The 21461-nt window shown below is 50.2% G+C and carries 35 protein-coding genes and 1 rRNA gene; 34 read left to right on the top strand and 2 right to left on the bottom strand.

The genetic code is table 11. The features are described from left to right. The 30 genes from rplP to FE783_RS33250 all read left to right on the top strand — a co-directional run bounded on the left by rplP (window position 1) and on the right by FE783_RS33250 (window position 17257). Window positions 1–438 (top strand): 50S ribosomal protein L16, encoded by a 438-nt coding sequence (gene rplP, locus FE783_RS33395; RefSeq protein WP_120751508.1) that lies wholly within the window; start codon window positions 1–3, stop codon window positions 436–438. Beyond that, window positions 425–622 carry a 50S ribosomal protein L29 gene (gene rpmC / locus FE783_RS33390; protein WP_138883734.1) on the top strand — a complete coding sequence of 66 codons (198 nt, stop codon included), beginning with the start codon at window positions 425–427 and terminating at the stop codon, window positions 620–622. Before rplP ends, rpmC begins: the two co-directional genes overlap by 14 nt. 24 nt (window positions 623–646) lie before the next feature. Further along, window positions 647–910: a 30S ribosomal protein S17 gene (gene rpsQ, locus FE783_RS33385; RefSeq protein WP_120751510.1), complete on the top strand. Its 264-nt coding sequence runs from the start codon at window positions 647–649 to the stop codon at window positions 908–910. 39 nt (window positions 911–949) lie between these two features. Further along, a complete protein-coding gene (gene rplN, locus FE783_RS33380) occupies window positions 950–1318 on the top strand; it encodes a 50S ribosomal protein L14 (protein ID WP_127584000.1) in 369 nt (122 codons plus the stop codon). A gap of 106 nt (window positions 1319–1424) precedes the next feature. Next, on the top strand, window positions 1425–1778 hold the full coding sequence (gene rplX, locus FE783_RS33375) for a 50S ribosomal protein L24 (RefSeq protein WP_138883733.1): 354 nt from the start codon (window positions 1425–1427) through the stop codon (window positions 1776–1778). 32 nt (window positions 1779–1810) lie between these two features. Beyond that, complete coding sequence (gene rplE, locus FE783_RS33370; protein ID WP_138883732.1) at window positions 1811–2353, top strand: 50S ribosomal protein L5; 543 nt, start codon at window positions 1811–1813, stop codon at window positions 2351–2353. 35 nt (window positions 2354–2388) lie between these two features. Further along, a complete protein-coding gene (locus tag FE783_RS33365) occupies window positions 2389–2574 on the top strand; it encodes a type Z 30S ribosomal protein S14 (protein WP_138883731.1) in 186 nt (61 codons plus the stop codon). Between the two features lie 34 nt (window positions 2575–2608). Beyond that, window positions 2609–3007 carry a 30S ribosomal protein S8 gene (gene rpsH / locus FE783_RS33360; RefSeq protein WP_138883730.1) on the top strand — a complete coding sequence of 133 codons (399 nt, stop codon included), beginning with the start codon at window positions 2609–2611 and terminating at the stop codon, window positions 3005–3007. A gap of 30 nt (window positions 3008–3037) precedes the next feature. Then, window positions 3038–3580: a 50S ribosomal protein L6 gene (gene rplF / locus FE783_RS33355; RefSeq protein ID WP_138883729.1), complete on the top strand. Its 543-nt coding sequence runs from the start codon at window positions 3038–3040 to the stop codon at window positions 3578–3580. 95 nt (window positions 3581–3675) lie between these two features. Next, a complete protein-coding gene (gene rplR / locus FE783_RS33350; RefSeq protein WP_138883728.1) occupies window positions 3676–4044 on the top strand; it encodes a 50S ribosomal protein L18 in 369 nt (122 codons plus the stop codon). Window positions 4045–4073: 29 nt separating this feature from the next. Continuing rightward, window positions 4074–4571, top strand: coding sequence for a 30S ribosomal protein S5 (gene rpsE / locus FE783_RS33345; protein ID WP_138883727.1), 498 nt, complete (start codon window positions 4074–4076; stop codon window positions 4569–4571). A 12-nt stretch (window positions 4572–4583) separates the two neighbouring features. Further along, window positions 4584–4766: a 50S ribosomal protein L30 gene (gene rpmD / locus FE783_RS33340; RefSeq protein WP_138883726.1), complete on the top strand. Its 183-nt coding sequence runs from the start codon at window positions 4584–4586 to the stop codon at window positions 4764–4766. Window positions 4767–4830: 64 nt separating this feature from the next. Continuing rightward, a complete protein-coding gene (rplO, locus tag FE783_RS33335; RefSeq protein WP_138883725.1) occupies window positions 4831–5271 on the top strand; it encodes a 50S ribosomal protein L15 in 441 nt (146 codons plus the stop codon). Continuing rightward, on the top strand, window positions 5271–6578 hold the full coding sequence (secY, locus tag FE783_RS33330; protein ID WP_138883724.1) for a preprotein translocase subunit SecY: 1308 nt from the start codon (window positions 5271–5273) through the stop codon (window positions 6576–6578). The genes rplO and secY overlap by 1 nt, the downstream gene beginning before the upstream one ends. 50 nt (window positions 6579–6628) lie before the next feature. After that, entirely contained in the window at window positions 6629–7279 is a 651-nt protein-coding gene (locus FE783_RS33325; protein ID WP_138883723.1) for an adenylate kinase, read from the top strand. After that, window positions 7279–8043, top strand: coding sequence for a type I methionyl aminopeptidase (map, locus tag FE783_RS33320; RefSeq protein WP_138883722.1), 765 nt, complete (start codon window positions 7279–7281; stop codon window positions 8041–8043). The genes FE783_RS33325 and map overlap by 1 nt, the downstream gene beginning before the upstream one ends. Beyond that, window positions 8043–8390, top strand: a complete 348-nt coding sequence (locus FE783_RS33315) for a KOW domain-containing RNA-binding protein (RefSeq protein ID WP_138883721.1) — start codon at window positions 8043–8045, stop codon at window positions 8388–8390. The genes map and FE783_RS33315 overlap by 1 nt, the downstream gene beginning before the upstream one ends. Before the next feature lie 2 nt (window positions 8391–8392). After that, window positions 8393–8611: a translation initiation factor IF-1 gene (infA, locus tag FE783_RS33310; RefSeq protein WP_110843848.1), complete on the top strand. Its 219-nt coding sequence runs from the start codon at window positions 8393–8395 to the stop codon at window positions 8609–8611. 131 nt (window positions 8612–8742) lie between these two features. Beyond that, entirely contained in the window at window positions 8743–8856 is a 114-nt protein-coding gene (gene rpmJ, locus FE783_RS33305) for a 50S ribosomal protein L36 (protein ID WP_022738894.1), read from the top strand. A 20-nt stretch (window positions 8857–8876) separates the two neighbouring features. Further along, window positions 8877–9245 carry a 30S ribosomal protein S13 gene (gene rpsM, locus FE783_RS33300; RefSeq protein WP_138883720.1) on the top strand — a complete coding sequence of 123 codons (369 nt, stop codon included), beginning with the start codon at window positions 8877–8879 and terminating at the stop codon, window positions 9243–9245. A gap of 18 nt (window positions 9246–9263) precedes the next feature. Beyond that, the gene (rpsK, locus tag FE783_RS33295; RefSeq protein WP_138883719.1) at window positions 9264–9662 is read left to right on the top strand and encodes a 30S ribosomal protein S11; all 399 of its coding nucleotides are present in this window, start codon (window positions 9264–9266) and stop codon (window positions 9660–9662) included. Window positions 9663–9788: 126 nt separating this feature from the next. Continuing rightward, window positions 9789–10733, top strand: a complete 945-nt coding sequence (locus FE783_RS33290) for a DNA-directed RNA polymerase subunit alpha (protein WP_138883718.1) — start codon at window positions 9789–9791, stop codon at window positions 10731–10733. A 71-nt stretch (window positions 10734–10804) separates the two neighbouring features. Beyond that, window positions 10805–11173 (top strand): 50S ribosomal protein L17, encoded by a 369-nt coding sequence (gene rplQ / locus FE783_RS33285; RefSeq protein WP_138883717.1) that lies wholly within the window; start codon window positions 10805–10807, stop codon window positions 11171–11173. Between the two features lie 132 nt (window positions 11174–11305). Beyond that, window positions 11306–12064 (top strand): tRNA pseudouridine(38-40) synthase TruA, encoded by a 759-nt coding sequence (gene truA / locus FE783_RS33280; RefSeq protein ID WP_138883716.1) that lies wholly within the window; start codon window positions 11306–11308, stop codon window positions 12062–12064. A gap of 178 nt (window positions 12065–12242) precedes the next feature. Next, window positions 12243–12680, top strand: coding sequence for a 50S ribosomal protein L13 (rplM, locus tag FE783_RS33275; protein WP_138883715.1), 438 nt, complete (start codon window positions 12243–12245; stop codon window positions 12678–12680). 19 nt (window positions 12681–12699) lie between these two features. Continuing rightward, the gene (rpsI, locus tag FE783_RS33270) at window positions 12700–13092 is read left to right on the top strand and encodes a 30S ribosomal protein S9 (RefSeq protein WP_138883714.1); all 393 of its coding nucleotides are present in this window, start codon (window positions 12700–12702) and stop codon (window positions 13090–13092) included. Window positions 13093–13310: 218 nt separating this feature from the next. Then, entirely contained in the window at window positions 13311–14003 is a 693-nt protein-coding gene (locus FE783_RS33265) for a phosphoadenylyl-sulfate reductase (protein WP_138883713.1), read from the top strand. Window positions 14004–14103: 100 nt separating this feature from the next. Continuing rightward, window positions 14104–15288, top strand: a complete 1185-nt coding sequence (gene sat, locus FE783_RS33260) for a sulfate adenylyltransferase (RefSeq protein WP_138883712.1) — start codon at window positions 14104–14106, stop codon at window positions 15286–15288. Window positions 15289–15355: 67 nt separating this feature from the next. Continuing rightward, window positions 15356–16096, top strand: a complete 741-nt coding sequence (gene cwlD, locus FE783_RS33255) for an N-acetylmuramoyl-L-alanine amidase CwlD (RefSeq protein WP_138883711.1) — start codon at window positions 15356–15358, stop codon at window positions 16094–16096. A gap of 87 nt (window positions 16097–16183) precedes the next feature. After that, on the top strand, window positions 16184–17257 hold the full coding sequence (locus FE783_RS33250; protein ID WP_138883710.1) for an Mrp/NBP35 family ATP-binding protein: 1074 nt from the start codon (window positions 16184–16186) through the stop codon (window positions 17255–17257). 64 nt (window positions 17258–17321) lie between these two features. On the opposite strand, the gene gerD is transcribed toward FE783_RS33250, so the two are convergent. Beyond that, entirely contained in the window at window positions 17322–18050 is a 729-nt protein-coding gene (gene gerD / locus FE783_RS33245) for a spore germination lipoprotein GerD (RefSeq protein WP_138883709.1), read from the bottom strand. Window positions 18051–18224: 174 nt separating this feature from the next. Here gerD and FE783_RS33240 point away from each other — a divergent pair, with 174 nt between their 5' ends. Then, complete coding sequence (locus tag FE783_RS33240; protein WP_138883708.1) at window positions 18225–18848, top strand: KinB-signaling pathway activation protein; 624 nt, start codon at window positions 18225–18227, stop codon at window positions 18846–18848. 117 nt (window positions 18849–18965) lie between these two features. On the opposite strand, the gene pdaB is transcribed toward FE783_RS33240, so the two are convergent. Next, entirely contained in the window at window positions 18966–19748 is a 783-nt protein-coding gene (gene pdaB, locus FE783_RS33235; RefSeq protein ID WP_138883774.1) for a polysaccharide deacetylase family sporulation protein PdaB, read from the bottom strand. A gap of 145 nt (window positions 19749–19893) precedes the next feature. On the opposite strand from pdaB, the gene FE783_RS33230 reads away from it, so the two are divergent. The 3 genes from FE783_RS33230 to FE783_RS33220 form a co-directional block, all read left to right on the top strand. Continuing rightward, entirely contained in the window at window positions 19894–20505 is a 612-nt protein-coding gene (locus FE783_RS33230; protein WP_138883707.1) for a stage II sporulation protein M, read from the top strand. A 133-nt stretch (window positions 20506–20638) separates the two neighbouring features. Then, window positions 20639–20857, top strand: coding sequence for a hypothetical protein (locus FE783_RS33225; protein WP_138883706.1), 219 nt, complete (start codon window positions 20639–20641; stop codon window positions 20855–20857). 480 nt (window positions 20858–21337) lie between these two features. Beyond that, window positions 21338–21461 (top strand): 16S ribosomal RNA (locus tag FE783_RS33220); the annotation flags it as partial.

Raw genomic sequence — 21461 nt, 5'->3', positions numbered from 1 at the left:
ATGTTGTTGCCAAAACGCGTCAAACACCGCAAAGAGCAACGCGGTAATATGAAAGGCCGCGCCAAAGGCGGTACGGACATCGCGTTCGGCGAATACGGATTGCAGGCGCTTGAGCCGGCTTGGGTAACCAACCGTCAAATCGAAGCTGCACGTATTGCCATGACCCGTTACATCAAGCGGGGCGGTAAAGTATGGATTAAAATTTTCCCTTCCAAGCCGATCACGCAAAAGCCGCTTGAGGTACGGATGGGTAGCGGTAAAGGTAACGTCGAGAAGTGGGTAGCTGTAGTAAAGCCAGGTAAAATTTTGTTTGAACTGGCCGGGGTGAGCGAAGAAATCGCGCGCGAAGCGATGCGCCTTGCTTCCCACAAGCTCCCGATCAAGACGAAATTTGTGAAACGAGAAGAAGTGGGTGGTGAAGCAAATGAAAGCCAGTGAATTTCGCAACCTGACCACTGCTGAAATCGAGCAAAAGATTTCCGGATACAAAGAAGAGTTGTTCAACCTCCGTTTTCAATTGGCGACGGGCCAACTGGACAATCCGATTCGACTTCGTGAGCTTCGCAAGGAGATTGCCCGCGCGAAGACCGTGATACGGGAAAGAGAACTCGGGATTAGCTGAAACATTTAGAGAGGAGGGCAATCGATGGAACAACGCAACGAACGCAAAGTGCAAATCGGTAAAGTCGTAAGCGACAAAATGGACAAAACGATCGTTGTCGCCGTTGAAACTTACAAGAAGCACAGCTTGTACCACAAGCGGATTAAATATACGAAGAAGTTCAAGGCGCACGACGAAAACAACGAAGCCAAAATCGGCGATACGGTCAAAATCATGGAGACTCGCCCGCTGTCGAAAGACAAACGGTTCAGACTCGTGGAAATCGTCGAAAAAGCGGTTCTTGTATAATTCGGACGACACACACACATTTGAAAGGAGGGCATTCCGATGATCCAACCATTTACACGACTGACTTCCGCCGACAATTCCGGCGCCAAGCAATTGATGTGTATCCGTGTTCTTGGCGGTACCGGTCGTCGCGTAGGAGCGATCGGCGATTTGATCATTTGCTCTGTGAAAGAAGCAACACCAGGCGGCGTTGTCAAGAAAGGCGACGTAGTCAAAGCGGTTATCGTGCGCACGAAGCGCTCTACCCGTCGTAAAGACGGTTCCTATATCCGTTTCGACGAGAATGCTGCGGTTATCGTAAAGGACGACAAGAGCCCGCGCGGAACCCGTATTTTTGGACCAGTCGCTCGCGAACTTCGCGACAAAGATTTCATGAAAATCGTATCCCTGGCACCGGAAGTTATCTAATCCGAGGTCAGCGAAACTGAACGGACATGTGCTCCCCGAAAAGTGCCTGTCAGAGGGCGCCGAGCCGCACTCTCATCCGGGGGCGAGTATTGGAGGTGTAACGAAGATGCCGAAAGCGAAAAAGCAGCTTGAGTCCCACAACAACAAGCTTCATGTGAAAAAAGACGACACGGTAATCGTCATTACCGGCAAAGATAAAGGCAAAAAAGGTCGCGTCATCGCTGCGTATCCGCGTGAAAACCGCGTTCTCATCGAAGGTGTGAACATGGTGAAGAAGCACCAAAAGCCGAACCAGCAAAACCCGCAAGGCGGAATTCTCAATCAGGAAGCGCCGATTCACGTCTCCAACGTGATGCTGCTCGACCCGAAAAGCGGACAACCGACTCGCGTAGGTTACAAAGTGCTGGACAACGGCGATAAAGTGCGCGTAGCGAAAAAATCGGGCGAAGTGATCGACTAATTTATCCGGCTTAGAAAGGAGGTCCATCCTGAATGGCAACAAGAATGAAAGATCGTTTCTTGAACGAAGTGACTCCTGCTCTGATGCAGAAGTTTAACTACACGACGGTGATGCAAGTTCCGAAAATCGAGAAAGTCGTCATCAACATGGGCGTAGGCGACGCGGTAGGGAACTCCAAAATCATCGACACGGCCGTGAACGATATGCAAATTATCGCCGGTCAAAAACCGGTTGTAACTCGCGCCAAAAAATCGATCGCAGGCTTCAAAGTTCGCGAGAACATGCCGATCGGCGTGAAAGTAACGCTGCGCGGCGACCGGATGTATTATTTCCTCGACAAGCTGTTCAACATCGCTTTGCCTCGCGTTCGCGACTTCCGCGGCGTTTCGAACAAAGCTTTCGACGGACGCGGCAACTATACGCTCGGTATCAAGGAACAGCTGATTTTCCCTGAGATCGAGTACGATAAAGTGGACAAAGTACGCGGAATGGACATCGTCATTGTCACGACAGCGAAATCGGACGAAGAATCCCGCGAGCTGTTGGAACAACTCGGAATGCCGTTCGTGAAATAAGATCCGGAAATCTGATAGAGTTCGGAGGTGTAACAGTGGCAAAAACTTCGATGATCATCAAGCAGCAGCGCAAACCGAAATTTGCGGTTCAAGCCTATACGCGCTGCGAGCGCTGCGGTCGGCCGCATTCCGTACTGCGCAAGTTCAAAATTTGCCGTATCTGTTTCCGTGAATTGGCTTATAAAGGTCAAATTCCTGGCGTGAAAAAAGCAAGCTGGTAATCAAACCGTCTTTCGGAAGGAGGTTCGCAAACTAATGGTTATGTCAGATCCAATTGCAGATATGCTTACACGCATCCGCAATGCCAACGTCGTGCGTCATGAAACGGTAGAAGTTCCGGCTTCGAAAATCAAACGCGAAATCGCCGAGATTTTGAAGAAAGAGGGCTTCATCCGCGACGCTGAATATATCGAAGACAACAAACAAGGGATTATCCGTATGTTCCTGAAATACGGCCCTAATCAAGAGCGCGTTATCACCGGCCTGAAACGCATCAGCAAACCGGGCCTGCGCGTTTACGCGAAAAGCCAGGAAGTGCCGAAGGTTCTCGGCGGTCTCGGACTCGCCATCCTGTCCACTTCCAAAGGCGTTATGAGCGACAAAGACGCCCGCCAATCGAAATCCGGCGGCGAAGTGATTTGCTACGTATGGTAATCCACATCGCGTAAGAATGGAGGTGCAACAATGTCTCGTATTGGTCGTAAACCCATTACGATCCCATCTGGGGTAAATGTTTCGTTAGAGAATACGCTCATTACGGTTAAAGGTCCTAAAGGAACGCTGAGCCGTGAGCTGCATAAAGATATGAAAGTCGCTGTAGAAGGCAACGTTATTAACGTGGAACGCCCTTCCGACAACAAACTGCACCGCTCCCTTCACGGTACGACCCGCAGCGTGATCAACAACATGGTTAGCGGCGTAACGGAAGGCTTCTCGAAATCTCTCGATCTCGTAGGCGTCGGTTACCGCGCCAACAAGACGGGCAACAAATTGGTACTGAACGTCGGGTACTCCCACCCGGTTGAAATCGTACCGGAGAACGGCATCGAGTTCGATGTACCGTCCAACACGAAAATTATCGTGAAGGGCATCGATAAGGAGCTTGTCGGAGCAACGGCTGCCAAAGTCCGTTCCGTACGCGAGCCGGAGCCTTACAAAGGCAAAGGTATCAAGTATGAAGGCGAGCGCATTCTCCGCAAGGAAGGCAAAGCGGGCAAGAAGAAGTAAGATTCCGCTTACGGCCGCATGATCCGATAAGGATCGCTTAAACCACTAAGAAGCCGCAAAGCGCTTCTTGGCAGAAGGGAAGGAGTGAACACCCGATGATTACAAAAGGCGATAAAAACAAAGCCCGCCAAAAAAGACATCTGCGCGTACGCAAGAAGATCCAAGGCACGCAGGCTCGTCCGCGTTTGAATATTTTCCGTTCCTCCAAGCATATGTACGCTCAACTCATCGACGATGTGAACGGCGTAACGATCGCATCCGCATCGACGCAGGATAAGGAACTGAAAGGTCAATTCGAGAACGGCGGCAACACCGAAGCGGCTCAAAAAGTCGGCGCCCTCGTTGCGCAACGCGCAAAAGAAAAAGGCATCGACCAAGTGGTCTTCGACCGCGGCGGATATTTGTACCACGGACGCGTTCAAGCTTTGGCTGACGCTGCCCGCGAAGCAGGACTCGAGTTCTAAACGAAATCTTTAACAAGGAGGTAAGCGACTTGCGTGTAGATCCCAATACATTGGACCTTAAAGAAAAGTTGGTCAACCTGAACCGCGTAGCTAAGGTTGTTAAAGGCGGACGTCGATTCAGCTTTAGCGCACTGGTTGTAGTCGGCGACGGCAACGGTTGGGTAGGCGCCGGAATCGGCAAAGCGGGCGAAGTACCTGACGCTATCCGCAAAGGTATCGAAGACGCCAAGAAAAACCTGATTCACGTTCCGATCGTAGGCACTACGATTCCTCATCAGGTCATTGGTCATTTCGGAGCCGGCCGCGTACTGCTGAAGCCTGCATCGAAAGGTACCGGAGTTATTGCCGGCGGCCCGGTTCGCGCTGTTCTGGAACTGGCTGGCATCGGCGACATTTTGACGAAATCGCTCGGATCTTCCAACTCCATCAACATGGTTAATGCGACATTGGAAGGTTTGCAACGTTTGAAACGGGCTGAAGATGTAGCTAAGCTTCGCGGTAAAACGGTTGAAGAGCTTCTCGGTTAAGGAGGGATTCGGATGTCCAAGCAATTGCAAATTACGCTTAAGCGCAGTTTGATCGGCCGCCCGGAAAGCCAACGTGTAACCGTTAGAACGCTCGGTTTGCGGAAGCTGAATTCGACAGTCGTTCAAAACGACACGGCGTCGATCCGCGGCATGATCAACCAAGTAAGTCACTTGGTTGAAGTTAAAGAAGTGTAAGCAGTACAATATACAACTACGAACGGCAAGTTCGTTTTAACAATCTTGTTGAGGAGGTGCACCGATGAAGTTACACGAACTTTCACCTGCACCGGGTTCGAAGAAAACTCGCAACCGTGTAGGACGCGGGATCGGAAGCGGAAACGGCAAAACTTCAGGTAAAGGTCACAAAGGTCAAAACGCACGCTCCGGCGGCGGCGTTCGCCCGGGCTTCGAAGGCGGACAGAACCCTCTGTACCGTCGTTTGCCGAAGCGCGGTTTCAACAATCGTTTCCGTACGGAATACGCGGTTGTGAACCTGAGCGAGCTGAATCAATTTTCCGCGGGAACGGAAGTCACACCGGAACTGCTATTGCAATCGGGTGTTGTGAAAAACCCGAAAGACGGCATTAAGATTTTGGGTAACGGCGAGCTTACTGTCCAATTGACAGTTAAAGCGAATAAGTTCTCTCAATCTGCCGTCGAAAAGATTCAAGCTGCCGGCGGTACAACCGAGGTGATTTGATGTTCAAGACGTTATCCAACATCATGAAGGTGCAAGATCTGAGAAGAAGAATTATTTTTACTCTTCTCCTCCTGATCGTGTACCGGATCGGCGCTTTCATTCCAGTGCCGAACATCGATTCGGAAATACTGAAAAGCATCGATCAATCGAGCAGCGGAGGCGTATTCGGCTTGCTGAATACTTTCTCCGGCGGCGCCTTGTTCCAGTTCTCTATATTCGCACTCGGGATTATGCCGTACATCACGTCCTCCATCATCGTGCAGCTGCTGTCGATGGACGTCGTACCCCGTTTTGCGCAGTGGGCGAAAGAAGGCGAGGTCGGCAGAAAGAAACTTGCTCAAATTACCCGTTACGGCACTATCGTGCTCGGCCTGATCCAGGCCTACAGCGTGGCGTTCGGCTTTAACCGGCTGTACGGCATGCAGTTGGTTACGGATGCCGGGTTTACGACTTACCTGTTGATTGCGATCGTGCTGACGGCAGGTACGGCCTTCCTGATGTGGCTCGGCGAGCAAATCACCGAACATGGCATCGGAAACGGGATTTCCATCATCATCTTCGCCGGTATTATCGCCTCGATCCCTAACGGGATCAACATGATCTACTTGAACATGTTTGCCGAATCGGCCGAGGGCGCGTTGTTCCTGAACATTTTGAAAGTGCTGATCATCCTGCTGGTCATTGTGGCCATCGTGATCGGAGTTATCTATGTTCAGCAAGGCGTACGCAAAATACCGGTACAATATGCGAAACGCGTAGTCGGACGCAAAATGTACGGCGGTCAATCGACGCATATTCCGTTGAAAGTCAACGCGGCGGGCGTTATCCCGGTAATCTTCGCTTCGTCTCTGCTCGTGTTTCCTCCGACAATCGCGCAGTTCTGGCGCGGTAATGTCGTGGCGGACTGGATCATCAACAACTTGTCTTACACTGCTGCCTTGGGCATGGTGCTGTACGTGCTGTTGATTATCGGTTTCACTTACTTCTACACGTTCGTGCAAATCAATCCGGTTCAAATGGCCGATCAGATGAAGAAAAACGGGGGCTATATCCCGGGCATTCGTCCAGGTAAAACTACCGCGACTTACTTGACGCGCGTCATGACCCGCATTACACTGTCCGGTGCGATATTCCTGGCGCTTATTTCGATTTTGCCGGTGTTCTTCACCAACTTGGCGGGTCTTCCGCAGCAAGTTACGATCGGCGGCACTTCGCTGCTTATCGTAGTCGGTGTCGCGCTGGAAACGATGAAGCAAATTGAAAGCCAATTGATTAAACGCCACTACAAAGGGTTTATCAATAAATAACGCATGTAGGATGTTTCTTTAAACGGAAACTTCCAGGGAGGGTGCGTACTTTGAACATTCTTTTCATGGGTCCTCCGGGAGCCGGCAAAGGAACTCAAGCCGAACGAATCGTAGACGAGTTTCGCGTACCGCATATTTCCACAGGCGACGCTTTCCGTCTCGCGATGAGTCAGGGAACTCCGCTTGGTGTTCAAGCCAAGAGCTTTGTCGATCAAGGCTTGCTTGTACCGGACGAGATTACGAACGGAATCGTCAGAGAGCGTCTGGAGAAATCGGATTGCGACAACGGATTCCTGCTCGACGGATTTCCTAGAACGATCGCGCAAGCGGAGGCGCTTGACGATATGTTGGCTTCTATGGGGAAACGGATCGATCACGTCATCAACTTGAAAGTCGATCGCGATTTGCTGCTCGGACGTTTGACCGGCCGGCGCATATGCAAATCGTGCGGCTCCACCTATCATGTGCTGTTCAATCCTCCTAAGGTCGAGGGCGTCTGCGACAAATGCTCCGGCGAGCTGTATCAGCGTTCGGACGACACCGAGGAGAAGGTTGGCACGCGGTTGGATGAATACAACAACAAAACCGCTCCTTTGCTCAAGTATTACGAGACCAAAGGACTGCTGCGAGAAGTGGACGGACAACAAGACATCGATGAGGTAACGGCTGGAATTTCTTCCTTGCTGCGAGGTCAAGCCTGATGATCATTTGTAAGTCCGAAGCTGAACTTGTCCTTATGCGGGAAGCCGGCCGGATCGTCGCCGAGACGCACCGGCTGATGGCGGAAGCGGTTCAGCCTGGCATTACAACCAAGGAATTGGATCATATCGCGGAAACGTATATACGCAGTCAAGGTGCTACTCCATCTTTCAAAGGCTATAACGGTTTTCCTGCCAGCATCTGTGCTTCGGTTAACGAGCAACTGGTTCACGGATTTCCCGGCGACAGAAAGCTGAAGGAAGGCGACATCATTACGATCGATATCGGAGCGCAGTACAAAGGATACCATGGCGATTCGGCATGGACTTATCCGGTGGGCCGGATATCGGAAACGGCCCGGAAGCTGCTTGAAGTTACGGAGCGATCGCTGTATGCGGGTTTAGCAAAGGCGAAAGCGGATGTCCGCCTGTCTACCATCTCGCATGCCATTCAGACATGCGCAGAGGAAGAAGGGTTTTCGATCGTGCGCGAGTATGAGGGGCACGGAATTGGTCAAAACTTGCATGAGGAACCGGAAATTCCCAACTACGGCATGCCGGATCGCGGTCCACGCTTGAAGCCGGGCATGGTGCTTGCGATCGAGCCGATGGTCAACGTCGGCGAGCGGTATGTAAGGACGTTGGAGGACAATTGGACGGTCGTTACCGCCGATGGTTCGTTATGTGCGCACTTCGAGCATACGATCGCCATTACCCCCGACGGATATGAGATATTGACCAAATCCGAAGGAACGGGTGAGCGTTGATGGATGCCGCGAATTTCAACAAACGGAATTCGTCATCCGAGGAACCCGCGATTGGGCCGTCAATCGGCAGAATCGTAAGGGTGCTTCGCGGGCGTGAACAGGAAGGTTACGCTGTAATCGTCCGGATCATCGATGATCGGTTCGTTTGGATTGCCGACGGTGACAAGCGCAAGTTCGATCAACCTAAGAAGAAAAACCTGCTTCATCTGGAGCTGCTTGCGTATGTGAGCGGCGAGGTAGCCGACAGCATTATGGAGACGGGTCGTGTAACCAATGGAAAGCTACGTTACGCGTTGAACAAGTTTTTGGAAAGCGGGCAATCCGAAGCGCATGAGAAAGGAGAATGACCGTGGCCAAAGAAGATGTGATTGAGGTAGAAGGCAAAGTAATCGAACCTCTCCCGAACGCGATGTTCAAGGTGGAGCTCGAAAACGGACATCAAGTGCTGGCCCACGTTTCAGGCAAAATCCGGATGCACTTCATCCGAATTTTACCGGGGGATAAAGTTACTGTAGAGTTATCGCCATATGATTTGAGCAGAGGCCGGATCACGTATCGGTTTAAATAAAAGTTCGTCGTTACGAAGCAGCTTTCTTCCAGAAAGCCTAGCTTATCCTTACGAAGTTAACTTTGCTCAGCAAAGTTAAGTAGTGCTTACGAAGCAGCTTTCTTCCAGAAAGCTCTCAGGAGGTAATAATAATGAAGGTAAGACCGTCGGTCAAACCGATCTGCGAAAAATGCAAAGTTATTCGTCGCAAAGGCGCCGTCATGGTCATTTGCGAAAATCCGAAGCATAAGCAAAAACAAGGATAAAAGGAGGTGCACGAACACTAATGGCTCGTATAGCTGGAGTAGACTTGCCCCGTGACAAACGCGTTGAAATCGCGTTGACGTATATTTTTGGGATCGGCAAAACGACGTCCCAAAAAATCATCGCCGAAACCGGCATCAATCCGAACACCCGCGTTCGCGACCTGACGGAGGACGAAGTAAGCAAAATCCGTGAGAACATCGACAAAACGCAAAAGGTGGAAGGCGACCTTCGTCGTGAGATTGCCCTGAACATCAAGAGGCTCGTTGAAATCGGCTGCTATCGCGGCATTCGTCATCGTCGCGGCTTGCCGGTTCGCGGTCAACGCACCAAAACTAACGCTCGTACGCGCAAAGGTCCACGCCGTACCGTAGCGAATAAGAAGAAATAATAAGGGGGGATAACTCTCATGGCAAAGCCTAAAAAAGCAGCAGCACGCACGAAACGTCGTGACCGTAAAAATATCGAATCCGGAGTGGCTCATATCCGTTCTACGTTCAACAACACGATCGTAACGATTACCGATCCGCACGGCAATGCGATTTCCTGGGCAAGCGCAGGAAACCTCGGCTTTAAAGGATCGCGTAAGAGCACTCCGTTCGCCGCCCAAATGGCTGCCGAATCCGCAGCGAAAGCCGCTATGGAGCATGGCATGAGAAGCGTCGAGGTTATGGTTAAAGGACCGGGCGCAGGCCGCGAAGCCGCGATCCGTTCGCTTCAGGCTGCAGGTCTCGAAGTCAACCTGATCAAAGACGTTACTCCGGTTCCGCACAATGGCTGCCGTCCGCCGAAACGTCGTCGTGTCTAATTGTGGTTCCTATAGTATAAATATCAGAAACATGTGAATAATGGTTGTGGACGATAGGCATACTATACATTTTTGCGCATGCAAGGAATCCGGAGGGAAACGACGTTTTTAAGGAGGGTTAAGTTCATGATCGAAATTGAAAAGCCAAAAATCGAAACCGTTGAACTGAGCGAAGACGGCAAATACGGCAAGTTCGTGATCGAACCGCTGGAGCGCGGATACGGCACAACGCTCGGGAACTCCTTGCGCCGCATCCTGCTTTCTTCGTTGCCGGGCGCGGCTGTCAATTCCGTTCAAATCGACGGTGTGCTGCACGAGTTTTCGACAGTGCCGGGCGTGAAGGAGGACGTGACGGAGATTATCCTGAATTTAAAAGGATTGTCTTTGAAAATACACTCCGACGAAGAAAAGGTACTGGAGATTGACGCCGAAGGCGAAGGCAATGTCGTTGCAGGCGACATCCGTGCGGACAGCGATGTGGAAATCCTTAATCCGGATTTGCATATTGCCACGCTCTCATCGGATGCCAGACTGCATATGCGTATTCATGCCGGTCGTGGCAGAGGATACGTGCCTGCGGATCGGAACAAGAAAGAGGACCAGCCGATTGGCGTCATTCCGGTTGACTCGATCTATACGCCGATCTCCCGCGTCAATTACAGCGTCGAAAACACCCGTGTCGGTCAAGTCACGAACTACGACAAACTTACCCTCGAAGTGTGGACCGATGGAAGCATTCGACCGGAAGAAGCCGTAAGCCTCGGTGCTAAAATTTTGACCGAGCATTTGCTGCTTTTTGTCGGACTGACCGACGAAGCAAAAGATGCGGAAATTATGGTCGAAAAAGAAGAAGACAAAAAAGAGAAAGTGTTAGAGATGACCATCGAAGAGCTCGATCTTTCGGTGCGTTCCTACAACTGCTTGAAGCGTGCGGGCATTAATACCGTACAAGAGCTGATCACGAAAACCGAAGAAGATATGATGAAGGTCCGCAATTTGGGCCGCAAATCTTTGGAGGAAGTTCAAGAGAAGCTGGAAGAGCTCGGACTCGGCTTGCGCGCGGAAGATTGATCCGTCGATCTTCTATGGCGGTGCAGCCGTTCTTGGTTCAACCGACGATTACAGAAGGAGGGGAAAGACACATGGCATACCAAAAATTAGGTCGTGATACTAGCGCTCGTAAGGCGTTGTTCCGGGATCTGGTAACTGACCTGTTCTTATACGAACGAATCCAAACAACCGAAGCCAAAGCAAAAGAAGTTCGTTCCATTGCGGAAAGGCTGATTACGCTGGCCAAGCGCGGCGATCTGCACGCGCGCCGTCAAGCTGCTGCCTTCGTACGTCGCGAACAGCTGGAAGGTTCGGAATCCGACGCGATTCAAAAGTTGTTCTCTGAACTTGCGACTCGCTACTCCGAACGTCCAGGTGGATACACCCGTATCCTGAAGCTCGGGCCTCGCAGGGGCGATGCTGCTCCTATGGTTTTCTTGGAATTGGTGGATCGAGCTTAATCGACCGGATGAAAGGGTGGACAGAATCGCTGATTCTGATGAAGCCCTTTTTTTGTCTCGGCAAGGTGAAGGTGGCTGATCTAGCAGCTGTTCCCCAACTATCGCTCTGAAGGGAAGATTGCCTGAGGCGTTATGAGGAATTTGGTCATGACCGTAAGCTACGATGGAACGAACTATTTCGGTTTTCAAGCCCAACCGGGCGGCAATACGATTCAAGACCGGATCGAGAAAGCTATCGGGCATCTTACGGGAGAGAATATCACCATCACCTCGTCGGGGCGAACCGATGCAGGAGTCCATGCAAGAGCGCAAATCTTCAACTTTCACACCGCGTCCTCCATACCGCTAGAGCGGTGGGCATTCGCGCTTAATTCGCGTCTGCCTCCGGACATTCGCATTCTGGAGGCGCGTATGGCGGATCCGGAATTCCACGCGCGCAGATGGGCGAAGAGGAAAACGTATCGGTACGCGATCGACAACAATCGGACTCCGGATGTTTTTATGCGGCATTTGCAGTACCACCATCCGACTCCGCTCGACGTGGAAGCGATGCGCCATGCGCTCCAGACGTTGATTGGCGAACATGATTTTACGTCATTCTGCTCCGTGAGATCGACCCAGCTTTCTCATGTGCGAACAATATTCGATGCCCGTATCGAACGCCAGAACAATACCGGGTTATCGGCGTCTCCTGGACTTATTCATTTTACTGTGACCGGCAGCGGTTTTCTGCAACATATGGTTCGCATCATCGTCGGCACGCTGCTGCAGGTAGGGGAAGGCAAACGGAGTGCAGCGGATATGGAAGCCGTTCTGAAGGCGAAAGACCGTTCACGGGCGGGACCGACGGCGATGTCTCACGGCTTGATGCTGTGGGAAGTCGTATATTGAAGACACTTGAAGGGATAGCTAAATTTGACTTGCGCTACGCCCGGAAATGTTGTAATATATTATTTGGCTTTTCATAACGGGCCTCCCACGCCCCACGTTATGGAAAGAGACGATTTGACCTTACGTTACCTATGAATATGTATGCTTTGACGGAGATTTATTTAGGAGGACATTGCGAATGCGTACCACATATATGGCTAAGCCCAATGAAGTTGAGAAGAAATGGTACATTATCGATGCAGCCGGCCAAACGCTCGGACGTATGGCTAGTGAAGCGGCATCCATTTTGCGCGGCAAAACGAAACCGGAGTTTACTCCGCACGTCGATACAGGCGATTTCGTGATCATCATCAATGCCGACAAAGTTGTACTGACCGGCAAGAAGCTTCTGCAAAAAAAATATTACCGCCACTCGCAATACCAAGGCGGTTTGAAAACGACAACTGCTCAAGAAATGCTGAACAATAGACCTGATCGGATGATCGAACTGGCTGTTTTCGGTATGCTGCCGAAAAACCGTTTGGGCGACAGCTTGAAAACGAAGCTGAAAGTGTACGCTGGCTCGGAGCACCCGCATCAAGCACAACAACCTGAAGTTTGGCAACTTCGCGGATAATTAGAGGGAGGACCTGTTCATGGCACAAGTTCAATACTATGGAACCGGCCGTCGGAAACACTCGGTAGCACGTGTACGTCTCGTACCGGGCGAAGGCCAAATCGTAATCAATAATCGTCCGCTGGATGAGTACTTCGGACTGGAAACGTTGAAACTGATCGTGAAACAACCGTTGACGCTGACGGAAACGGGCAGCCGATACGATGTTATCGTCATCGCCAACGGCGGCGGCACAACCGGACAAGCGGGAGCAATCCGTCACGGGATTTCCCGTGCGTTGTTGAAAGCCGATCCGGAATACCGCGGTTCTTTGAAACGCGCCGGCTTCCTGACACGCGATCCGCGTATGAAAGAACGTAAAAAGTACGGCTTGAAAGCAGCTCGTCGTGCACCACAGTTCTCCAAACGTTAATTCGAACTGCAAAACAAAAACCTTTTCCCTTCGGGCGGAAAAGGTTTTTTCTTTTTTTTCACCAATGTGCAAAGGCGCCATACTATAGAGATGTGCCTAAGTTTTTTAATTCGGTTCATCACGATTCCTATTGACACCCCATCAATTAACCTTATAATGAGGTATATACTTTAATTCATATAAACAAACTCGGAAATAATACAAGGAGGATCATTCGAATGAACTTGCTTGAAAAGGAAGCTCTGATCCGCGATGCGGCTGAAACCTTGGAGTCGGAATCTCCCGAACATATACTGCGGTGGGCGATCGAGAGGTTCCCGAATATAACGTTTGCCTGCAGCTTCGGTGCAGAAGATGTAGTTCTTGTCGATATGCTGCAGAAAATTTCGCCTTCCACCGATATTTTTTACTTGGACACGGATCTGCATTTCAAAGAAACATACGAAACCCGCGACCGTCTGGAAGCGCATTATGGCTTGAAATTTGTACGCGTTAGCCCTAAACTTACTTTGGAGCAGCAAGCCGAGCAGCATGGAGATGAATTATGGAAATCGGAACCGACTGCGTGCTGCAACATTCGTAAAGTGGAGCCGTTGACGAATATTTTAGGGAAATACGAAGCGTGGATTACTGGTATTCGCCGGGATCAAGCTCCAACGCGCGCAAATGCGAAGAAAATCGAATATGATGTAAAGTTCGGCCTTGTGAAGTTTAATCCTATCGCCAACTGGACGTCCGAAGACGTTTGGAACTATATCCGCGAACATAACCTGATTTACAATCCGTTGCACGATCAGTATTATCCAAGCATCGGCTGTGAGAAATGCACACGCCAAGTATTGCCTGGCGAAGATCCCCGGGCGGGTCGTTGGTCGGGATTCGAGAAGACGGAGTGCGGCTTGCACAAATAATAGATTGCTAATGCTTACGAAGAAAGCTTTGCGATGCAAAGCTCTGTAGATGCTTACGAAGCTAGCATTGCCTACGGCAATGCTCTTAGGAGGAACCCCAATGAGCGAAACGATAAAACCGCACGGCGGCACACTGATAAACCGCGTGGCAACGGGTGAAACTCGCAGCAAGCTGTTGAAGGAAGCGGAACAGCTTCAGCAAATCCCCGTAAACGCCTGGACGATATCCGATCTGGATCTGATCGGTATCGGAGCTTTTTCGCCGCTGACCGGCTTTCTGGAAGAAAAGGACTATAAATCGGTTGTGGACCGGATGCGTTTGTCCGACGGCACGGTATGGAGCATTCCGATCGTACTTCCGGTCGAAGAGGCTTTGGCCGAACGGCTGTTGGTAGGTGAGCGCGTTGCCCTTGTAGGAGAAGAAGATAAGATCGTCTACGGCACACTCGAGGTGCGAAGCATTTATCGGGTCGATCAGCGCGATGAAGCGATAAAGGTATTCAAGACTGACGATCTGGAGCACCCGGGCGTACAGAAGCTGTTCGCGAGATCCAAAACCTATGTGGGCGGCCCGGTACAAGTGTTGAATCGTCCGAAGCCGAACAAATTTCAAGAATTTTATTTCGACCCTGCGGAGACGCGCAAACGGTTCGTGCAAAACGGCTGGAAGACGGTAGTCGGTTTTCAAACGCGCAATCCCGTTCACCGCGCTCACGAATACATTCAGAAAACGGCGATGGAAATTGTAGACGGTCTGTTTCTGAATCCGCTTGTAGGGGAAACGAAGTCCGACGATATTTCCGCCGACGTCCGGATGAGAAGCTATCTGGTGCTGTTGGAGAATTACTACCCTAAGCAGCGTACGTTTCTCGGAGTGTTCCCGGCGGCTATGCGCTATGCCGGCCCACGTGAAGCGATCTTCCACGCCATGGTTCGCAAAAATTATGGCTGTACGCATTTTATCGTAGGAAGGGACCATGCAGGTGTAGGAGACTACTACGGTACTTACGAGGCCCAAGACATTTTCAAAAATTTCTCGGCGGAAGAACTGGGCATTACCCCTTTATTTTTCGAACACAGCTTCTTCTGCACGAAATGCGGCAATATGGGAACGAGCAAAACGTGCCCGCACGATAAGTCGCACCATATGCATTTGTCGGGTACGAAGGTGCGCGCGATGTTGAGAGAAGGCATTTGTCCTCCTGCAGAATTTACCCGTCCTGAAGTGGCTCAAGTGCTGATCGAAGGAATGTCCGATCAACTGATCCCTTCGTCCAATCCGTAGGTATAATTGTCCACCCTCGTCCATAAGATTTCTATGAGAAGTCTTGTGGAACTGGGGTGGTTTTTATATGCGCAGAAGAAGGGCTCGAATCGTCGTCTGGCTGAACATGAACGGCATGTTGAAACTATTTATGTCGGCGGCGTTAGTCATGCTCATGATTTTTTTGTTTACGTACGAGCTGCCCTCGACCCGTACCTGGACCTACTGGACGATGCCTTTATCGGGCAGAGTGATTGCCATTGACGCCGGCCACGGTGGTCCGGATGGGGGGGCGGTCAGTAAGGACGGCTTGATCGAGAAAGAGGTGAATCTCGCCATCTCGCTTTATTTGCGCGATTATTTACAGCAAGCCGGAGCACTGGTCGTCATGACCCGGGAGAATGACCGTGATTTGGCAAGCGATGCGACGAAAGGTTACAGCAAGCGGAAAACCGAAGACTTGCTCAATCGTGTCGATCTTATCGAAAAAAATAAAGCGGGCATGTTGATCAGCGTCCATCTGAATAGTATTCCTTCAAGCAAGTGGAAAGGGGCTCAGACGTTTTATTATCCATCCAATGCGGAAGGGAAGAAGCTGGCCGAATCCATTCAAAATGAAATACGCGCCAATTTAAGCAATACCGATCGGGTTCCGAGGACCGAGGACAAATTTTATTTGCTTAAAGCGTTGACCGTTCCTGCGGTATTGGTCGAGATCGGTTTTCTTTCCAATCCCGAGGAAGCCCGGTTGATGGCCGGTGCCGACTACCAGAAAAAAGTGGCGGAGTCCATTTATCGGGGTATCGTTCGATATGCCGCCGATCAGTAAAGTTGAAACCGTTCGATTTCATCCCGTAACCTGACATATGATATAATAATCGGAGAATTTATAATGTCGTCACGGGAGGCTGTCCACATGACTCGGGAACAAGTGCTGGAGAAGCTGCGTCATCTGCACGATCCGGTTTATCGTATAAGCATGGTCGAATTAAATTTGATCAAGGATATTATGGTGAAGGAAGGCGGCGTAGCGATGAGCGTTGTCCTCTCCTCGGACGAAGAGGAACGGAAGGATGAACTTCGCCGACAAATTGAGGAAACGCTCGGCAAGGAAGGAATTGCTGATGTACATATCCGATTTCGCGCCATGTCCGATTACGAGCGTACGGAAATATCCAAGCGGACCAATCCGCAGCCGGAGCCGGCTAAGCCGACTCCTACCAATCTGTTGGGCGCTGAGTCCAAAACCACCTTCATTGCCGTAGCAAGCGGTAAAGGCGGTGTAGGCAAGTCCACGGTAGCGGTTAATTTGGCCGTTGCACTCGCGAGAAAAGGTAAGAAGGTCGGGATTATCGACGCGGACATTTACGGCTTCAGCGTACCCGACATGATGGGCATCGAAGAACGTCCGGAGCTCGTCGATCAGCTTATTCGGCCTGTTGAACGGTTCGGAGTCAAAATCATTTCGATGGGTTTTTTTGTACAAGATAACGCTCCTGTCATATGGCGCGGTCCGATGCTCGGCAAAATGCTGAGAAACTTTTTTAACGAAGTCGAATGGGGTGAGATTGACTACATGGTGCTCGATCTCCCGCCCGGAACAGGCGATGTGGCGCTGGACGTACATCAAATGATTCCGCAAAGCAAAGAAATTATCGTCACGACCCCGCACGCTACAGCTGCTTTCGTAGCGGCCAGGGCAGGCGCGATGGCCGTGCATACGAATCATGAAATTATAGGCGTCGTCGAGAATATGGCCTATTACTCGTGCGGACAGTGCGGGCATAAAGATTACGTGTTCGGCCGCGGAGGCGGGGCTAAGCTGGCGGATGAGCTTCATACGCAACTGCTGGCGCAAATCCCGCTTGGAGCGCCGGACAACCATCCCGCTGAACCGGATTACTCGCCTTCGATCTATAGAGCCGATACGGAGGCAGGCGGCATGTATTTGGAAGTAGCCGATGCGGTTATCCGCCGCTGCGAACAATAAACGAGAGAAAGGGACGGGCTTTGAAGCCTGTCCCTTTTGCGTGACGGGAGATTATCGTTTACGACTATTGTCCGCCGCCACCGCCTCCACCGCCGCTGCTATCTCCGCCACCTTCTTGTTTCTTCTCTTGTTTCTTTTCGCCTTGCTTACCTTTGCCCTGAGCGCCTTTTGGCTGAGCCTCTTCCTCCATAACCTTTTTCAGCAAAGTCATAAGCTCAAGACGGTACAATGGGCTTTGAAGTGCTTCCTGCATGATCGTCATAACCTGCTGCCGGTATTGGGCGCTTTTCATGTTGTCGATCATCAGCTTTTCGTAATCCGGGTTTTTCATCAGATCCAGCATTTGCTTCTGGTATTCCGGATCCTTCATCAAATCTTTTTGCAGTTGTTTATTTTCTTTCTGGAGTGCTTTGGCGAAATCGCCGGCGAACTTGGGATCGGTCATCATCGCTTTGAGCATTTTATCGCTGCCGTCGGATGTAAGAACATCCTTGACGACCAATTGAAGCTGCTGGGCGTCTTGAGCGGACAGCATTTGAATTTTGCCGCCGCCACCGCCGCCGCTTTGCGCGGATTGCGCTTGAATCATGCCGGTCGCCGTTTCATCGCCGGTTTTGGACGCTTCTTTAATGGCTTTCTTGCCGTCATCCGATTTTAAAATATCAAGGACCATCGATTTTGTATCTTTATAGCCTGAAGAGCTGCTTCCTTCGGAAGAACCGCCGCTGCCGCAAGCAATCAATAAAGGCAACAGCAGAAAAGCGGATAATCCGCGCACCTTTTTCCAAGTCATGGAACCTGTTGCTCCCTTCATGTGGTTTGCGCTTAGTATTTGTTCATTTCGCCTCTTTATGTTCGGAGAACTTTGGTTTTGCCGATTCGCTTTTTGTTGTACGTGTTGGTACAATTGACTATAATAGGGTGCAGGTTGCTTACGATGGAGAAGGGATTGCGGAGGGGTTGGAAGTTGACATTAAAAAAATGGAACTATTTGTTCTGGACAACGCTGCTCATCGGAACGATCGCCGGCATGATCACGAGCGTCATCATCAAGCTGGCCGTCCCGGATTTTGATTTTCTCGGCATATCGGTCGGTTGGTACGAATGGATCTTTATGTTGTTCGGCGCCAGCATGATCGCAGTGCTCAGCGAGATGGGCTTCTTTGCTTATTTAACCGTCCGGTTCGTGGCAATGAGTTTGTTCCGTGGCAAACTGCTGTATTGGGACATTCTTCAGGTCATTATTATTATTGTTGCCTTATTCGATATCGTTTATTTGCGGTATACCGGCGCCGCTGACAACGGAAACGGATGGGTTCAATATATTGTGCTCCCCATCGTCATCCTGCTCGTATCTATTGCGGTCGCTCATCGGAAGGTGAAGGAGACGAATCGGAAGGCGCGGATCCCCACCTTATTTTTCATGTGCGTCGTAACGATTATGGAGGCGATCCCGGCTTTCAATTTGAACGAAGCCTCTTACACGATTATTATGGTAGTACCTTTACTTGCCTGCAACGCTTGGCAAATTATGCTGCTGCATCGGCTGCTGCCCGCAAATAACAACCCCGAGAAGATGTCGAAGGCTTGAAAAATAGCCTTCTGACGATTCTCGGGGCTGACGACTTACATGAAGAGCTAGCTGCTAGCTCTTTTTTTCTTAGGAACTTTAACGGAATAACGTACCTGCTCCCTAATGACCGGATCCTTAATGAATTTTTCCGCTGGACAATCGTTCCGCTTCCTTATGCTCGACGCTTGTTTGCTGGAGAAGCTCTCCGACGGTGACGAACTCGTATCCTTTGGCTCGAAGCTGGTCGATAATTGTCGGGAGCGCTTCATGCGTTTGCGTGCATGTATCGCTGGCATGCATCAGTACGATGTCGCCCGAGTGCGCCTTTGTCAGGACGCGGTTGACGATATTGTCGACGCCTTTATTCATCCAATCGAGCGAGTCGGTATCCCACTGGATCACTTTGTAATTCAGTTCGCCGGCGATACGAAGCACTCTTTTATCGAAGTCGCCGTTCGGCATGCGGATCAGATTCGGATTTTGTCCCGTGACCTGCTGTAAAATGCCGTGAGCGGTTTGGATCTGCGTTCGTATCTCCTCGTCGCTCAGCTTGCTGTAATTGACGTGCTTGTGTCCGTGGCTGCCGATTTCCCAACCGCCCTTGACGATTTTTTGGACGATTTGGGGATGCTGTTGACTCCAGGGAGAGGATAAGAAGAAGGTGGCTTTCTTTACACCTTTATCCTCCAAAATTTTGAGGATCGGTTCCGCGCGTTTATCTCCCCAGCTTATATCGAACGTGAGGGCGATGACTTTCTTGTCCGTTTCCACACTGTAGACGGCCGACGGTTCGCCTTGGGAAAAGACCGTAATGTTGTCACTTTCGGAATAAACGATACCGATTGCGAATAATACGGCAATAAAGATGATTAAATAACGTTTCAGCTTCGTTCCGTTCATGACGTAGAAGAAGTTCACGGTCAATCGATGCCTCCTTTGGTTCCTTTCACGGCCATCGGGGTCGTGCGCGAAAGGCTTGTTTATGATTTATAATAAAATGTATGCCCGTACACGAATCTTATGCTCGGATTCGCGGACAAACAGTTGATGCGGAGGGAAAAAAATGACCTTGAAGGCGCTGTTCGCCCATTTTAAAGAAATGAACAACTATTTCATTGCCGCCGCACTTGTATTTGCAGCCGGTATTGTGCTCGGATACGGCTATTCCGAACGGTTTGAGGCGGTGCTCCAAAGTCAAATCGAAGGTTTGCGCGAGTTGGCGAAGTCGATCCAGGCCAAAGATCATTCCATGTTATGGCTGTTCGGTTTCATTTTCTTGAACAATGCTTTGAAATCGATATTGATTATTTTTGCCGGCATTTTTTTCGGCTTGCTTCCGATCGGTTTTTTGCTGATCAATGGAATGGTAATCGGGTATTTGGCCGAGCTGCAAGCTGATGCAGGGCTTATGGGCGTTTTCTTTAAGGGCATTCTGCCGCATGGCATTATAGAGATTCCCGCCATTATAGTGGCATGCGCTTATGGTATCAAATTCGGGAGTATTATGGGCAAAGGGCTGCTTCGATTGCTCAGCTCCAGAGGGAGAAACCTGTTCGCCGCGGATCTGGAACGGTTTATCAAGCTTACGGTGCCGCTGATCGGTCTATTGGTCGTTTCTTTGCTTGTGGCTGCCATAATCGAGAGCACGATCACGCCGTGGCTCATCCGAATGTAGACAAAATTTATGAGTTTTTGACTGTAAGCGATCATAAAATTGCCAAATTGTGAGCATAACAGTAAAGCGGTGAACATTACCTTGCGAGAAGAAGGCTACCGACTTTATTTAACAGGGGGCGCTTGGCTGTACTATGCTCGGATTTCTATTTAATCAAAGAGAATGCAAGGAATTAGGGTACGTGCTGCGCAAAGAGCTGGACGAGATGCTGTTCGACCTGAAAGACAACCGCTTGGACAGTGAAGTAAAGAAAGCGATCGAATCGCGGTATAAAGTCGTCTTCCGCATGTATGCCAGGCTGGCATCTTCCAAGGATTTATCGCGGTATGCGCGAAATCATAACTATCAGTAACAAAAAGGACTATCTTCGAATTTCAAAAATGAGTGACCGTGATTAAAACAAAGTTTTTCTGGGTAATGAATGTTGTGTTTCGCTTTTAGCGAACTTAAACATTTTTTATCGTAAAAAAAGATCGATGGTTTTTGTAAAAGGATGCTTGACTTTTCTAAAGCAGATGTGATAAATTATGTTTCGCACCATCGATCCACATCTGTACGGGACAAGCTTTTAAAGAAAGTTTTAAAAAAAGCTTGCGTTAGTACAAGTAGATATGATATATTAAAGAGGTCGTCGCTAAACGGTATTCAATGAAATGAATGGACTTGAATGACGGCTTTTAGCAAGAAATTGCTCCTTGAAAACTGAACAACGAGCGTGCAAGTGAGGCTTCGCAAGAAGCCAAACAAGTTGAATTTTCGGTTGTGCAAACTCCGAAAGATTCGACACAAGTCAGTACGAATTGAGCAATCAGCTCATCTAATAAGCAATACCTTATTGGAGAGTTTGATCCTGGCTCAGGACGAACGCTGGCGGCGTGCCTAATACATGCAAGTCGAGCGAGGCCTTCGGGCCTAGCGGCGGACGGGTGAGTAACACGTAGGCAACCTGCCTGTAA

Source organism: Paenibacillus mesophilus, from assembly GCF_005938385.1.
GTDB classification, from domain to species: Bacteria; Bacillota; Bacilli; order Paenibacillales; family NBRC-103111; genus Paenibacillus_AB; species Paenibacillus_AB mesophilus.
Note: the sequence above shows the minus strand (reverse complement) of the source record. Positions and strands in the feature narration are given on the sequence as shown.

Excerpts from the sequence above, each read along its gene's own strand:
- rpmD (WP_138883726.1), top strand. The coding sequence starts at position 4,584 with ATGTCCAAGCAATTGCAAATTACGCTTAAGCGCAGTTTGATCGGCCGC.
- FE783_RS33315 (WP_138883721.1), top strand. The coding sequence starts at position 8,043 with ATGGATGCCGCGAATTTCAACAAACGGAATTCGTCATCCGAGGAACCC.
- rplX (WP_138883733.1), top strand. The coding sequence starts at position 1,425 with ATGCCGAAAGCGAAAAAGCAGCTTGAGTCCCACAACAACAAGCTTCAT.
- FE783_RS33230 (WP_138883707.1), top strand. The coding sequence starts at position 19,894 with ATGACCTTGAAGGCGCTGTTCGCCCATTTTAAAGAAATGAACAACTAT.
- cwlD (WP_138883711.1), top strand. The coding sequence starts at position 15,356 with ATGCGCAGAAGAAGGGCTCGAATCGTCGTCTGGCTGAACATGAACGGC.
- FE783_RS33290 (WP_138883718.1), top strand. The coding sequence starts at position 9,789 with ATGATCGAAATTGAAAAGCCAAAAATCGAAACCGTTGAACTGAGCGAA.
- rpsH (WP_138883730.1), top strand. The coding sequence starts at position 2,609 with ATGGTTATGTCAGATCCAATTGCAGATATGCTTACACGCATCCGCAAT.
- map (WP_138883722.1), top strand. The coding sequence starts at position 7,279 with ATGATCATTTGTAAGTCCGAAGCTGAACTTGTCCTTATGCGGGAAGCC.
- truA (WP_138883716.1), top strand. The coding sequence starts at position 11,306 with ATGAGGAATTTGGTCATGACCGTAAGCTACGATGGAACGAACTATTTC.
- rplR (WP_138883728.1), top strand. The coding sequence starts at position 3,676 with ATGATTACAAAAGGCGATAAAAACAAAGCCCGCCAAAAAAGACATCTG.
- rplF (WP_138883729.1), top strand. The coding sequence starts at position 3,038 with ATGTCTCGTATTGGTCGTAAACCCATTACGATCCCATCTGGGGTAAAT.
- rpsQ (WP_120751510.1), top strand. The coding sequence starts at position 647 with ATGGAACAACGCAACGAACGCAAAGTGCAAATCGGTAAAGTCGTAAGC.
- rpsI (WP_138883714.1), top strand. The coding sequence starts at position 12,700 with ATGGCACAAGTTCAATACTATGGAACCGGCCGTCGGAAACACTCGGTA.
- rplE (WP_138883732.1), top strand. The coding sequence starts at position 1,811 with ATGGCAACAAGAATGAAAGATCGTTTCTTGAACGAAGTGACTCCTGCT.
- rpmC (WP_138883734.1), top strand. The coding sequence starts at position 425 with ATGAAAGCCAGTGAATTTCGCAACCTGACCACTGCTGAAATCGAGCAA.
- rplO (WP_138883725.1), top strand. The coding sequence starts at position 4,831 with ATGAAGTTACACGAACTTTCACCTGCACCGGGTTCGAAGAAAACTCGC.
- rplP (WP_120751508.1), top strand. The coding sequence starts at position 1 with ATGTTGTTGCCAAAACGCGTCAAACACCGCAAAGAGCAACGCGGTAAT.
- rpmJ (WP_022738894.1), top strand. The coding sequence starts at position 8,743 with ATGAAGGTAAGACCGTCGGTCAAACCGATCTGCGAAAAATGCAAAGTT.
- FE783_RS33265 (WP_138883713.1), top strand. The coding sequence starts at position 13,311 with ATGAACTTGCTTGAAAAGGAAGCTCTGATCCGCGATGCGGCTGAAACC.
- FE783_RS33225 (WP_138883706.1), top strand. The coding sequence starts at position 20,639 with ATGCTCGGATTTCTATTTAATCAAAGAGAATGCAAGGAATTAGGGTAC.
- rplN (WP_127584000.1), top strand. The coding sequence starts at position 950 with ATGATCCAACCATTTACACGACTGACTTCCGCCGACAATTCCGGCGCC.
- gerD (WP_138883709.1), bottom strand. The coding sequence starts at position 18,050 with ATGACTTGGAAAAAGGTGCGCGGATTATCCGCTTTTCTGCTGTTGCCT.
- rplM (WP_138883715.1), top strand. The coding sequence starts at position 12,243 with ATGCGTACCACATATATGGCTAAGCCCAATGAAGTTGAGAAGAAATGG.
- rpsM (WP_138883720.1), top strand. The coding sequence starts at position 8,877 with ATGGCTCGTATAGCTGGAGTAGACTTGCCCCGTGACAAACGCGTTGAA.
- rpsK (WP_138883719.1), top strand. The coding sequence starts at position 9,264 with ATGGCAAAGCCTAAAAAAGCAGCAGCACGCACGAAACGTCGTGACCGT.
- FE783_RS33250 (WP_138883710.1), top strand. The coding sequence starts at position 16,184 with ATGACTCGGGAACAAGTGCTGGAGAAGCTGCGTCATCTGCACGATCCG.
- sat (WP_138883712.1), top strand. The coding sequence starts at position 14,104 with ATGAGCGAAACGATAAAACCGCACGGCGGCACACTGATAAACCGCGTG.
- rplQ (WP_138883717.1), top strand. The coding sequence starts at position 10,805 with ATGGCATACCAAAAATTAGGTCGTGATACTAGCGCTCGTAAGGCGTTG.
- secY (WP_138883724.1), top strand. The coding sequence starts at position 5,271 with ATGTTCAAGACGTTATCCAACATCATGAAGGTGCAAGATCTGAGAAGA.